The organism is Tsuneonella sp. HG249, assembly GCF_053819205.1.
On record NZ_JBSOQY010000006.1, the window covers coordinates 1 to 11,635 of the forward strand.

Annotated in this window: 15 protein-coding genes; 8 read left to right on the forward strand and 7 right to left on the reverse strand. The window is 59.7% G+C overall.

The genetic code is table 11. The annotated features are described in order from the left end of the window. Positions 1–245 (reverse strand): cation transporter (locus ACWPM1_RS14635; RefSeq protein WP_455695642.1); only part of this gene is annotated, 245 nt, incomplete at its 3' end. Between the two features lie 6 nt (positions 246–251). Further along, positions 252–527: a metal/formaldehyde-sensitive transcriptional repressor gene (locus ACWPM1_RS14640; protein ID WP_455695643.1), complete on the reverse strand. Its 276-nt coding sequence runs from the start codon at positions 525–527 to the stop codon at positions 252–254. A 392-nt stretch (positions 528–919) separates the two neighbouring features. On the opposite strand from ACWPM1_RS14640, the gene ACWPM1_RS14645 reads away from it, so the two are divergent. The 7 genes from ACWPM1_RS14645 (at position 920) to ACWPM1_RS14675 (ending at position 7,375) form a co-directional block, all read left to right on the forward strand. Beyond that, positions 920–2,908 carry a ParB/RepB/Spo0J family partition protein gene (locus ACWPM1_RS14645; RefSeq protein WP_455695644.1) on the forward strand — a complete coding sequence of 663 codons (1,989 nt, stop codon included), beginning with the start codon at positions 920–922 and terminating at the stop codon, positions 2,906–2,908. Between the two features lie 155 nt (positions 2,909–3,063). Then, on the forward strand, positions 3,064–4,005 hold the full coding sequence (locus ACWPM1_RS14650) for an ArdC family protein (protein ID WP_098108457.1): 942 nt from the start codon (positions 3,064–3,066) through the stop codon (positions 4,003–4,005). Between the two features lie 11 nt (positions 4,006–4,016). Beyond that, positions 4,017–4,439, forward strand: coding sequence for a hypothetical protein (locus ACWPM1_RS14655; protein WP_098108456.1), 423 nt, complete (start codon positions 4,017–4,019; stop codon positions 4,437–4,439). A gap of 300 nt (positions 4,440–4,739) precedes the next feature. Continuing rightward, on the forward strand, positions 4,740–5,693 hold the full coding sequence (locus tag ACWPM1_RS14660) for a DUF2493 domain-containing protein (RefSeq protein WP_098108455.1): 954 nt from the start codon (positions 4,740–4,742) through the stop codon (positions 5,691–5,693). Between the two features lie 117 nt (positions 5,694–5,810). After that, positions 5,811–6,248 carry a DUF6878 family protein gene (locus tag ACWPM1_RS14665; RefSeq protein WP_098108454.1) on the forward strand — a complete coding sequence of 146 codons (438 nt, stop codon included), beginning with the start codon at positions 5,811–5,813 and terminating at the stop codon, positions 6,246–6,248. Between the two features lie 10 nt (positions 6,249–6,258). Next, positions 6,259–6,687, forward strand: coding sequence for a DUF6915 family protein (locus ACWPM1_RS14670; protein ID WP_098108453.1), 429 nt, complete (start codon positions 6,259–6,261; stop codon positions 6,685–6,687). A 298-nt stretch (positions 6,688–6,985) separates the two neighbouring features. Further along, complete coding sequence (locus ACWPM1_RS14675) at positions 6,986–7,375, forward strand: single-stranded DNA-binding protein (RefSeq protein WP_098108513.1); 390 nt, start codon at positions 6,986–6,988, stop codon at positions 7,373–7,375. A 115-nt stretch (positions 7,376–7,490) separates the two neighbouring features. Here the strand turns inward: ACWPM1_RS14675 and ACWPM1_RS14680 are convergent, their stop codons facing one another. Beyond that, positions 7,491–7,721 (reverse strand): DUF6437 family protein, encoded by a 231-nt coding sequence (locus ACWPM1_RS14680; RefSeq protein WP_038577042.1) that lies wholly within the window; start codon positions 7,719–7,721, stop codon positions 7,491–7,493. A gap of 326 nt (positions 7,722–8,047) precedes the next feature. On the opposite strand from ACWPM1_RS14680, the gene ACWPM1_RS14685 reads away from it, so the two are divergent. After that, complete coding sequence (locus tag ACWPM1_RS14685; protein ID WP_013832744.1) at positions 8,048–8,284, forward strand: hypothetical protein; 237 nt, start codon at positions 8,048–8,050, stop codon at positions 8,282–8,284. A 102-nt stretch (positions 8,285–8,386) separates the two neighbouring features. Here ACWPM1_RS14685 and ACWPM1_RS14690 read toward each other — a convergent pair whose 3' ends face one another. The 4 genes from ACWPM1_RS14690 to ACWPM1_RS14705 form a co-directional block, all read right to left on the reverse strand. Continuing rightward, the gene (locus tag ACWPM1_RS14690) at positions 8,387–8,581 is read right to left on the reverse strand and encodes a hypothetical protein (RefSeq protein WP_054729007.1); all 195 of its coding nucleotides are present in this window, start codon (positions 8,579–8,581) and stop codon (positions 8,387–8,389) included. Between the two features lie 366 nt (positions 8,582–8,947). Next, positions 8,948–9,139, reverse strand: coding sequence for a tautomerase family protein (locus ACWPM1_RS14695; protein WP_054588526.1), 192 nt, complete (start codon positions 9,137–9,139; stop codon positions 8,948–8,950). A gap of 168 nt (positions 9,140–9,307) precedes the next feature. Further along, positions 9,308–10,003, reverse strand: coding sequence for a glutathione binding-like protein (locus tag ACWPM1_RS14700; protein ID WP_054588525.1), 696 nt, complete (start codon positions 10,001–10,003; stop codon positions 9,308–9,310). A 19-nt stretch (positions 10,004–10,022) separates the two neighbouring features. Continuing rightward, the coding region (locus tag ACWPM1_RS14705; RefSeq protein ID WP_455695645.1) for an FAD-binding oxidoreductase at positions 10,023–11,635 on the reverse strand (1,613 nt) is incomplete at its 5' end.

Genomic DNA, 11,635 nt, shown 5'->3' on the forward strand with positions numbered 1-11,635 from the left:
GCATTGCGCTTGGCAAAGGCATAGGCGCCGACCGCGATCGCCAGGGCGCCGGCGTGGGTGGCCATGTGGAAGCCGTCCGCCAGCAGCGCCATCGATCCGTAGATGGTGCCGGCGATGATCTCCCCGACCATCATCACCGCCGTCAGCGCCACCACGAGCAATGTCCGGCGGGCGTTTTCGTCGTGCGCGGTGCCAAGAAAGACGTGATCGTGCACCAGCGGATCGGCGCGGGAATCCTGCATCATCAAAACCTATTTCGCGTAGCGGCTAATGATTGCGATGAGCTCTTCGGCGGCTTCGGCGCGAACGTCTGGAGCGACATCGGCCCGAGCGACATGTTCGCGAACATGGTCTGCGACGAGTTCCTCCATAAGCCCGGACATGGCCCCGCGGGTCGCCGCGACGAGCTGCAGGGTACGACTGCAATCCGCCTCCTCGGCAATGGAGCGCTCGAGTGCAGCGACCTGGCCGGCAATGCGGCGGACGCGGTTGACCAGCGCAGTACGGTTCTTCGACAAATGTGCCATACCATACCCCCCTATGGTATCTCGCGTCTCGTCGCAACTGACCGTGCTGATTTCGCCAGCACTGGCTATGCGGAAAGCGGAGTTTGCCAAGTGTGTTTTCCCGGGGAGAGAACGTCGTTGAACGGCTTCGACTGATCTCTACAGCGAGGGCTAGGTGGAAAAGGTGGCGCTTGCCTGCTTGATGGGCAGATGCGGAAGCTTGATATGGATTGGGTAATGCCGATTCATCGGGCGGGCGCGTGGCAAGTCTGCTTCAGCGCCTTCGATGCGAAAAACTGACAGTCCGCTACCGGCCCACCAGCAGTCATTGAGAGGGAAGGGGGGCTTGCTTCTGTTTGAGCCGAACGAGCATCGAAGGTCGATGCCTGGGCTCGCAATCAGGAGTATGTCCCATGATCAAGTCGATCTCCCTGTCCAAGTTGGTCCAGTCCCCTCGCAATGTGCGCCGCCACGGTGACCCAGCCGCAGATGCCGAACTGAAAGCGAGCATTGCAGCCCATGGGTTGTTGCAGAACCTCATCGTTCGGCCTGCGGCTCGTGGCAAATTCGAGGTCGAAGCCGGAGAGCGCCGCCGCTGCGCCTTGCTGGCGCTTGCCGAAGAGAGAGTCCTGCCGAAGGGCTACGAGGTTACCTGCCTCGTGCTTGAGGACGATGCGGAAATCGCAGTCGAAACGAGCCTGGCCGAGAACTTCCATCGCCTCGCGATGAACCCCGCCGACGAAGCGCAGGCGTTCGCTGCCCTGATCGAGGCAGGCGCCTCGACGGAAGATGTCGCGCGCAGGTTCGGACTGACGGTCCGCTTCGTCGAAGGCCGGCTGCGTCTCGCGACCCTTGCGCCTGTCGTCTTCGATGCTCTGGCATCCGGTGAAATCACTCTCGATCTCGCCAAAGCTTTCGGCGCGACCTCCGACCAGGAGATTCAGGCTCGCGTCTATGAACAGGCGTCCTCGGGCTATTATGCGCCCAGCGCCGACAGCATCCGGCGCATGGTGCTCTCCGGCACGGTTCGCGGTAGCGATGCTCGGGCCCGTCTTGTCGGTCGCGACGCATATACCGCTGCAGGTGGCCGGATCGAACGCGAACTATTCGACGACGATGACAGCGAGTCCTGGGTTGATGTCGCGCTTCTCGAAACCCTCGCCTCGGAGGAGATGGAGAAACGCGCCAAGGCGCTCGCAGCAGAGCAGGGCCTTGCCTGGGTTAAGCCGACGCTTGACGCCTATGCCAGTCACGATCTTGTGGAAGGCCTCATTCGCCTTCCGGCCGAGCCGGCTCCGTTGACTGACGCCGAACTGGCCCGCCTTGACGAACTCGATGCTTCCTACGACGATCATGCGGCCATTCTCGAGGATGAAGACAGCGCAGAAGAAGCAATTGCTGCGGCCGAGGCGACGATCGAAGCGATCGAGCGCGAATGCCAGGACATTCGGGCAAAGCCCCCGGAGCTGGCGCCCGAACTGAAGGCCAATGCCGGAATGATCCTCGTTCTCTCGCGCGACGGGACACCGGTCCTCCAGCCGGTGTTCTACGGCGAGCGCGATATCGAAGTCGTTGGTGACGATGATGTCGTCGAAGTCGTGGCCAGTGTCGACAGTGATGGCAAACGCCGTGCAGCGCTTTCCAAGCGTCTGATCGACGAACTTGCGATGCAACGTCGTGACGTGCTCGCGCTCCACGTGGCATCGGATCCCGGCCTTTCGCTCGACATCATGGTCTTCACCCTCGCGGATGCCGACACCCACGACTGGCGGTCACGCGCGGCCACGACCCTGCGTGGCGGCGTCCCTGCGGGTCCGATTGTCGGGTTCGAAGCGAAGGATGCGCCGGCAAGCGCATCCCTTGCGGACCTGCGCTCTGGTCTCGATGAGAGCTGGCGATCTGGCGAAGACGCTTCGTCGCGCTTCAAGATGTTTCGGGCACTCGCTGATGAAAGCCGCGCAGCATGGCTCGGCTTTGTCGTCGCTCGCACGCTCGAGGCGAGCCTCAACATGGCAGGCGAACGCCAAATCGCGTTCCAGGATCATCTGGGCAGCGCGATCGGCATCGATATGGCGCAATGGTGGCGTCCGACCGCGGCAAACTACTTCGACCGCGTCTCGAAGCAGGTCATCCTCGATGCGCTCACCGATGTCGGCGGCCTGGAACTGTCCTCGCGCTTCGCATCGGTGAAAAAGGGCGATCTCGCGATGAGCGCCGAGCGCGTCTTCGCGGGGACCTACATCACCGAGGTCGAAGTTCGGGAAAGGGCCCTCGCCTGGGTGCCCGAGGTCATGCGCTTTGCCGACCTGCCGGAAATTCCTGCCGATAACGAAGCGCAAAGTCCCAACGCGGATTTCGTCGCCAACGACGACAATCAACCCCCGAGCGAGTTGGCCGCCTGACCTCCTCCTGACAGGAACGGCTACTCGCCACCGTGAAGCGGTCCTCCGGCACATGCCGGGGGGCCGCTTCCTTCATGGAAAGAGAGCGGAGGGGGCTCCGGGATCTCCGGCACTGACCGACGGAACTGTCGTCAGGCCATTTCAGGAGATCCAACATGGCCTATCGCAAGGGACAAAGCGGCGGAGTGTCGCCTGCGACCCGTATCACCCAAGAAATCATCGCCCGCCTCGAGTCCGGCACGAAGCCGTGGATCAAGCCATGGCGCGGTGTGCCAGTCTCGCGTCCATTGCGGGCGTGCGGCGTCCCTTATCGCGGCATGAATGTATTCTGGCTCTGGATGGTTGCCGATATGTGCGGTTACGCCTCGCCGTTCTGGATGACCTACAATCAGGCCAAAGAACTGGGCGCACAGGTGCGCAAGGGCGAAAAATCCACCATCGCCATATTCTACAAGAGCTACACCAAGGAAGTCGAAGCCCCCGACACCGGCGAAAAAACTGACGAAAGTCGTCGCGTGTTGAAGGCCTATCCGGTTTTCAATGCCGATCAGGTCGAAGGTCTTCCGGAACGTTTCCATCCCGCCGCGACGCTTGAGGTGGTGGAACCCGAGGGCCGTCAGGCTGAACTCGACTCATTCTTTGCCAATATTCCGGCCGTCCTGCGTCATCAGGGCGACGAAGCCTATTATGAGCCGGTAGCTGACCGGGTGACAATGCCGCCCGCGCATCTCTTCTCGGGCTTCGACCACTATTACGCGACGCTCGCGCACGAGCTGTCGCATTGGACCGGCCATGCCAGCCGCCTCGACCGTAATCTCAAGAATCGCTTTGGTTCTGCAGCTTACGCTGCCGAGGAACTCATTGCCGAACTTTCGAGCGCTATGCTTGGCGCTGAACTCGGTCTGCCAGTCACACACTTGGATAGCCATGCGAGCTATATCGAGCACTGGCTCAAGCTCCTGAAGCAGGATGACCGTGCCATTCTCACCGCTGCCGCAAAGGCGGAGGAAGCATCAAGGCTTCTGCTCAAACTCGGAGGACGTGCCTCTGCCGATGATGCCGACGAAGCGTCTGCCGACGCTGCATTGGCCGCCTGAAGGAGGGTGTCATGGGCCGATCAGTCAGTTGCCCCAGCGGGGCCGTTGTGGCCTTCACCGTGCTCGAAGTTGAAGACGACGACGACTGGGACTTCGAATATGAGTGGCTCCGCGAAGATCTGCGCGAGCGCGCAGGGCAGGTATTCCCTTCCCTGATCGCCCACGACGGTTGGCGGGGCCGCGAAGACCGCATCCTCATGCGCAATGCCTATGCAGATTTCGGCGTGTCGGTTTACGCCGGCCTGGTTGCGGTGTGGATTGTCGAGCGTGACGATGGCGCTTATTGGGATGCCGATTGGCGCACGGCCAGATCGCCCAGAGCACAGCGCTGGCTGTCCCAGATCGCCTCGCGCTTTGAAGCGTTGTTCGGCGACTTCGTCTGCCTCGGTCACATGTCGAACGGTGAGGGCGTCTACGCAAAACGGGTGGCCTGAATGCGCCAGTCACTTTGATCGTGGCGAGGTGCCTGTCCTCCCTAACGAAACTTGCTTTTGCACTCATGGCCTGAAGCCATGCGAGAAAGGCCCTGGGCCAGCCGCCAGTCTGCCGCAACCCGGCTTGCGCAGGCCCGAGTTGGCCCGGCCCTGTGGGCCGTTGGCCTGCCCGCGCCAGCCTGCCCAAGCGGGTTTCCCCTGTCGGGTGCGGAGACTGCCTCAAGCTGGCCCTGACGGGCTCTCGCTGGCGCAGCCATGAGCGGGAGCGTCAGCCTCACGCCAGTCAGGAGGACAATACCCATGCACTCATCATTTTCTGACCAACTTGCCGGCCTCGATCTTTCCGGTTTTTCGATTGGTCCTGCCCCTGTTTCCACCAATGACTTTCCGGTCCACGAGGCGGTCGTCCAGACTCTCGAAGCGGTTTGGTCCGATCTCTTTGCAATGGTCACGGGGACTGCGTTGGAGGCCGATGCCGAGGACCTCGGCTGGGCGTTCGTCAACATCTTCCACCGTTCCGCGACCCGCAAATCGACCGCCGTCGACCGCGCAACCGACGAAGTCCGAGCGCTCGTCGCCACTGCAGATGGATCCGAAATTCACACCCATGAACTCGAGACCCAGGTTGAGCGTGCGCAGTGTGCCGAAGGGGCTATGCTCGCTCTCGAAGAGATGCGCGAAGTGGCCGCTGGCCTCTATCTCAACGAGTTTGGCTCCTCGTGGAAGCCCGTGTCGAGTTCGCGCTTCAATCACAGCGCCATGCTGACTTCCGCGCTTGTGGAGGGCCGCGAGTTCGTCCGAGCCCGGTCCGAAGCCAAGCGCCGCGCCGCCATGCCAGAAGGTACGCCGGTGATCTTTGCCGGTGGCCGCACACGCCATCCAAACGAGCAGGACGCTCTCACTTTCGCCAACAACGTCTGGGCTACTCTGGACAAGGTTCACGACCGGGTTCCTGACATGGTTCTTGTCCACGGCGGTGATACCAAGGGCGTTGACCGTCTGGCATCTTCTTGGGCGGAACGACGCAACATCCCGCAAATCAGCTTCTCCCTCGACATGCGCCTGGGCGCGCGCGCAGGCTTCAAGCGCAACGAGCGTATGCTCTCGCTCGACCCCCGTTATGTCGTCGCCTTTCCCGGAAACGGGGTCCTGGAGCGCCTCGTCATCGAAGCCAAATCCCGTCGGATTACCGTCGTCGATCGCCGCGGTCCGCTTGGAACTTCTCCCAAGCGCGCGGCTCAGGATACCGACTGATGCGTCCGGCATCGCGCCAGCGCCATCGGCGCTGGCGCAGCCCTTTAGAGGAAAGAATTCGCCTGTTCTCGTGGGCAAGACGATCTGTCCTTGCCCCCACATTGCAGGAGAAATCTGATGACTGATTTTCAGGCGATCATGGCGGATTTTGCTGTCCGCCAGGCCGAGCGCGCGGCGCAGGCACAAAGTGAAATCCAACGGCTCAAGGCAGCTATCATTGCCCCGCTGCGCAATGCCGAAATTGCCCGCGTAGAAATCCGTTTCGATGGGTGCGGCGACAGCGGTGCAGTCGAAGAATGCGTCTTCTCTGACGCCGTCGGGGCGAGTGTTCCGTGTCCCGAAGTGACGATCGACTGTGCTGGAGAAGGCGGCGACCAGAGCCTCAATTCCACCCTCGAGCAACTGACTTACCTTGCTCTCGAACGCCATCATCCCGGATGGGAAATCAATGATGGTGCCTGCGGCGAACTGGTCATCGACGTGGCTACGCCGAGTTTCGTTCTGGACTGCCAGCTGCGTTACACGGCGACCGACGACCATTCGACTGATCTCTAGGAGAGGTGCGATGGCTCATTGCTACTATCACGCCCTATCGTCGGTCCGGAAATGGGGAGGGGTGGTGGAAGATTACCTGCCGCTCCACCAATGGTTTGACCAGTCGAAGACGATCTTTGCTGATCCGCGGCACCGGGCCCTTCGGCATCATGCCGAAGGCATCTTCATGCTCGAAACGCTGTTCGGTTCTACCATCGTCAACGCCGACAGCCGTGTCGTGCCCGTTCGCCTTGTAGGCGAGCAGCACGTCCGCGAGGACTTGGGTACGATTCCTTCCTTTGCGGATTGGGGGCGCCTAATCACCCCCCAAGACTGGATGCTGCGCGGACATCGTCTGGACGAGCCTATGCCGCTAGGCACTGTGGAGACTGGTGCTGGCGGCGCGTTTTCAGGACGTCATTCGTCGGCTTCGGGAGGAGCTTTCGTAGTCGAGATATGAGGTCGCCTTCGAGGCAGGCGAAGTCAGGGGGCACGTCGCATCCCGATAGTACGAAAAGTCATGGCTTGGCCTGTGCAATGCACTCGGGACCAACCCGGCCTGTAAGCAAACCTTTCCTGAAGCATCCCCGTCGAGACGCGCAACCCCGATCAGGTCCGGCCGAGTTGCCGGGCTGCGCCCGGCTGCCCGCACCACCCGAACCAGATCGAGGTTTCCCTTCGGTGCGCTTCGCCGTGGCCGCTTCCTAGTCGGGTTTGCAGCCGGGATGGACCCGGAATGCTCGATCAGGAGAAAGACCATGACCAATCTCGTTATCCTCGTTGGCCGCATCGCTCGCGACCCCGAAACCCGCACTACCCAGGGCGGCACCAGCATCACCTCGATCTCGGTCGTCACCGACCGTCCCGCCCGCAAGGACGGCAAGACCTACAAGGACGAAAACGGCTACACCGCCAAGGACAGCGAATTCCACCGCGTGACCTGCTTCAACGGTCTCGGCCAGAACGTCGCCAAGTACTGCACCAGGGGCCAGCTCGTGACGGTCGAGGGGCGCATCCACTATACGCAGTGGGAAGACCAGGACGGCACCAAGCGCTACGGCTGCGAGATCATCGCCGACAAGGTGGACTTCCTCACCAAAGGCCGGGCGTCGAACAATGAGGGTGCGCCCGACATCGACGAGGACTGAGTTCCTCCCGCATATGACAAGGCTCCGATGGTTCGCGCCATCGGGGCCTTTTTTGTGCTCGCTGCTTGGACGGCGGGGCGGGGCATCGAGCCCACACCCCGCCGCAGTTGAAGTGTCAGGCGGGGGAGAGCCGCTTGAGAGCATCGTCGATCCCGATGGTGAGAGATGCGCGGATGAGCTGCTTCAATTGCGCAGGTTCGATAGTCTCGGCACCGCATTCGAGAAGAACCTTGCCCAGTTCGCCTGCCGCTTCCTCGCGGAGCCTGGCCTCCTGTGCGTCGAGTTCTTCGCGCTGCTCGCGCAGCTTCTTGAGCGCATTACGCGCGCTCGGTTTGGACCTGGCCATCAGATTGTCCTTTCGCTGGCCGTTGGTCCCCTCCACGCGCGACAGTGCCAGCATGGGGCCATGTAGGAAAACGGTTTTTGCCGCGATGCCAGTGCTTTTCACGCTGACGTTGGAGGGGTCTCTCTCGCAGAAAGACCAAGTGTGATGCGGGCTTTGGGGCCGCGTCAAGGACGACGGGGCCCCACCATTTTTACCGGGCAAGCCCGGCAAAAATCGTTTCCCCCATCGCCGCTTCGCGGCCGCGCTATGCGCGGTCCCTGACCCGGCCCGTCACCCACATCCTCGCAGCTCCTGATGCGACGCATCGAACATCAGGAGGAAAGATCATGTACGCTTCACTGAATATCGCGCAGGGTTCATTCCAGGCAGATCAGGCAGCTTTCGTTGCCGCACTCGACAAGGCTCATGCCCGGTCCCTTCACAGCTACTTCACCCAATATGTCCTGACCGATGGTGAGGCAGGTTACATCGCGGTCGATGAGGGCGATTACGGCGCACTGCCCAAGGCCATGCTGGACCGGGTCATCGACACAGTGCCCGGGAAACTGAGCGATGAATTCTGATGCCACACACAAGGAGGAAGTCCGTCAGGGCTTCCTCCTTTCTTTTTGCTCGGGTCCTGGATTGTCGCTCCCGGAGGTATCGCGCGAGCATTCCCTGCAGCATCAGTCCTCGGCGTTAGACGCATCGAATTCCTCCAGCCGATCGGGCATGTCGAGTACCTTCATGGCCGCTGCTGAAATGGCTTCGGCCTTCGTCGGAAAGGCTTCCGCCGAACTGATCGACACGCCGCTCGAATAGGTCACGGTCGCCTGGAAACCATTGCCTTTGGGTGTCGCGCTCAGTGTTACGTCCGCCATAGCCATGCTCCCGGTGGGATGCCCGCGACACCATTCTTCCTGCCGGCGGACTCGATCGATCTTTAACACAATCGGCAATCGAGCGGCATCGTCTTCATCCCCTGGTCTTGGGATTTCAAAACCGTCGATCCCGTGCAGGTCATAACACTGGAACCTACCATCTAAGCTGGGGACGGAAGAGCACACCGAACGCAGTAGCTGCTGCTGGTGAAGCTGAGTTAGATTAGCGAGTAACGGCCGATTTTGGCGAGTGGCAGTTTCTTGCTGCCTAATCTCAGCGCGACCTTGCCATGGCTCTGTCAATCGGAGACGAGCTGTAGCAAGTCTGACAGCACCCAATTGGGTCCAATTTTCAATCAGGTACAGTTAGTCTGACAGCTCCGCAACGAGTTTTCCGGCGAACCCCCAATCTTCAAATTCAACTTCTTGAATCACGACATGGACGTGCTCGGGCCTCTTACCGAGGTGCTCCACCATTAAATCTGTGACACCTTTTACGATCTCTCGCTTGGCTTCCTTGGTAGCGCCCTTGGTAAACTGGACATTGATATAAGGCATCGCGGCAAATCCTGTTCAAAAATATGATGTGAAATCATGGGCTTCTGTCCGAATGCCGATGAATCATCAATGTCGCCGTGACCGGCAACTTTGCCTGCTTCACAATCCCGAACTCGTCGGTGGGGCGATTCTCGGGCAATTCATTGCAGGCATTGCAAGCCCGACCGATCAATCTGACTTTTTCTCCGAGCCGGAGAACATCGATTTCCATTCCTTGGAACCGGGCTTAGCTTGCCATTTCATCTTGTCGGACAGAACACTCAGGCCCTCAGAGACAGACGGGCGAACCTTGATCTGGTCATACCAACGTTTCACATTTGGATAATCTTCAAGGTCCTGGCCCTGCATTTTTCGGGGCCTGACCCATGTGAACGTAGCTATATCGGCTATCGAAAATTCGTCCGCCAGATATTCATGATCCGCCAGCCGGTTATCGAGCACTTTGTAAAGGCGAGCGGCCTCTTGTGTGTAGCGGTCTACCGCATATTCGATCTTCTCGGGCGCGTATGTTCTAAAATGGTGTGCCTGCCCGAGCATCGGCCCCATGCTACTCACCTGGAAGAAAAGCCATTGCAGGGCTTCCAGCCTTTTCACTTCAGACTTGGGAAGAAGCTTTCCGGTCTTTTCAGCCAGGTAGAGCAATATGGCGCCAGATTCGAATATCGCAACCGGCTCGCCATTTGGACCATCGTGATCGATGATGGCGGGAACCTTGTTGTTTGGACTGATCTTAAGAAATGCCGGATCGAACTGTTCACCGGCCAGAATATTGATTGGCGTAACTTTGCCAAGCAATCCCAATTCCGCCAAAGCAATCGTCGCCTTGTATCCGTTGGGAGTAGGCCAGAAAAACAGTTCGATCATAGCGTGCGACCTGCTCCCCTTATCCGACGATCTTGAGATGATTCGAACGGTCGAGAAGCATTCCCGGGTTCATAATCCAATCTGGATCAACAGCATTCTTTGCGCCAGCCAACATATCCCGGAAAAGCGGGTCCACTTCCTTGTCGTACCACGGACGGAAGCTGCGTCCGACCGCATGGTGGTGCGTGATTGTCGCGCCAAGCTCCGATATCGCATCAGAAGCCACGTCGGAAAGCGCCTGGTAATGTTCAAGGCTCGTCTCGTGCGTGGAAGGCGCAACGACGGAATAATAGGGCGCCGGCCCATCGGGATAGAGGAAGGAGAATCTGCGGCAAACAATGCCACCGCCGGTCAGCGCTTTTTGCGCCTCGCTGACCCGGCGAATAATTTCCGTGTCCACGGCTTCGAATTTGTCCCAGGTATAGGCCGTTTCAAAGGTAAAGCTGACCACGCCCATCGCAGCGCGCGTATGCATCAATCGCGGCAGGTAACGGAATTGCTCGCGCCAATTCCCCTGCGCGCCGCTGCGGCTTGACTTCAAGGCATCGCCGCCCGATCCGGTCTTGGTCACGACTTCACCGCCGTGGTCCTGGCAAATTTCAACGCCGCGCTCCAGCCAGACATCCACGGGATGATCCGCAGATTCAAAGCCAAGCAGCAGCACAGATTTTGTGCCATCACCAGCGCCATAAAACTGGGCATCTTGCGCGTCCAGATAACGACAATTCGCAGGAAACAGGCCTGCCTGTGTGATCTGCCGAATGGCTGCGGCACCTTGATAGAACGTGTCAAAGGTGATGGTCGCATTCGCCCGGAAGACCACTCGCCCCTGAAGCTTCATCCATGCCTGTGTGATAATCCCGAGCGAGCCTTCAGAACCGATAAAGAGGCGGTCGGGATCCGGGCCGGCACCTGATCCCGGCAATCTGCGATTTTCTATCGTTCCGCGCGGCGTTACGACCCTGAGGCTCTGCACCATATCGTCAATATGGGTAAGGTGGGTAGCATAGTGGCCCGAAGAACGCGTCGCAATCCAGCCGCCAAGCGATGAAAACTCCCAGGATTGCGGAATATGTCTCAATGTGAGGCCGTGCGGCTTTAGCTGATCTTCAAGCGAAGGCCCAAGCGTACCTGCCTGGATAAGTGCGCAGCGGGAGACCGGGTCAACCTCCAGCACCTGGTTCATGTTCCCCAAATCGATAATTACCGAACCGTCGCAATCCTCCGGGGCAGTAAAGCCGTCCGTGACACTTGATCCGCCGCCATATGGAATTGCCGCATAGCCATTATCACCGCACCAATCCAAAACTGCGGCAACCTCGGCCTCGTTGCGAGGATAGGCAATCACATCAGGCGGATTGGTAAAATCTCGCCGAAAAATGCGCGTCAGGTCCTTGAAGCTCTTGCCGTAGGAATGAGAAACGCGATCCCATTTGTCTGAATTACAAAAAGACGACAAGGAAGCAGGGATGGAGATCCGCGATTCCCTCAACTCGATTTCCTCGAGCGTTGGATCAGACAAGACCACCGGCTCATCAATGCCCAGGCGTTTGCCAACGCGAACGGCCATTTCCTTGACCTCAGCCTGGGAAATGACCTCGTCTTCGTATCCCCAGCTATGCCATTTGCGCC

What these genes read in the sequence shown, in the direction of transcription:
- ACWPM1_RS14690 (WP_054729007.1), bottom strand. Translation starts at nt 8,581, where the DNA reads ATGGCGGACGTAACACTGAGCGCGACACCCAAAGGCAATGGTTTCCAG.
- ACWPM1_RS14650 (WP_098108457.1), top strand. Translation starts at nt 3,064, where the DNA reads ATGGCCTATCGCAAGGGACAAAGCGGCGGAGTGTCGCCTGCGACCCGT.
- ACWPM1_RS14685 (WP_013832744.1), top strand. Translation starts at nt 8,048, where the DNA reads ATGTACGCTTCACTGAATATCGCGCAGGGTTCATTCCAGGCAGATCAG.
- ACWPM1_RS14665 (WP_098108454.1), top strand. Translation starts at nt 5,811, where the DNA reads ATGACTGATTTTCAGGCGATCATGGCGGATTTTGCTGTCCGCCAGGCC.
- ACWPM1_RS14645 (WP_455695644.1), top strand. Translation starts at nt 920, where the DNA reads ATGATCAAGTCGATCTCCCTGTCCAAGTTGGTCCAGTCCCCTCGCAAT.
- ACWPM1_RS14700 (WP_054588525.1), bottom strand. Translation starts at nt 10,003, where the DNA reads ATGATCGAACTGTTTTTCTGGCCTACTCCCAACGGATACAAGGCGACG.
- ACWPM1_RS14695 (WP_054588526.1), bottom strand. Translation starts at nt 9,139, where the DNA reads ATGCCTTATATCAATGTCCAGTTTACCAAGGGCGCTACCAAGGAAGCC.
- ACWPM1_RS14680 (WP_038577042.1), bottom strand. Translation starts at nt 7,721, where the DNA reads ATGGCCAGGTCCAAACCGAGCGCGCGTAATGCGCTCAAGAAGCTGCGC.
- ACWPM1_RS14670 (WP_098108453.1), top strand. Translation starts at nt 6,259, where the DNA reads ATGGCTCATTGCTACTATCACGCCCTATCGTCGGTCCGGAAATGGGGA.
- ACWPM1_RS14640 (WP_455695643.1), bottom strand. Translation starts at nt 527, where the DNA reads ATGGCACATTTGTCGAAGAACCGTACTGCGCTGGTCAACCGCGTCCGC.
- ACWPM1_RS14655 (WP_098108456.1), top strand. Translation starts at nt 4,017, where the DNA reads ATGGGCCGATCAGTCAGTTGCCCCAGCGGGGCCGTTGTGGCCTTCACC.
- ACWPM1_RS14660 (WP_098108455.1), top strand. Translation starts at nt 4,740, where the DNA reads ATGCACTCATCATTTTCTGACCAACTTGCCGGCCTCGATCTTTCCGGT.
- ACWPM1_RS14675 (WP_098108513.1), top strand. Translation starts at nt 6,986, where the DNA reads ATGACCAATCTCGTTATCCTCGTTGGCCGCATCGCTCGCGACCCCGAA.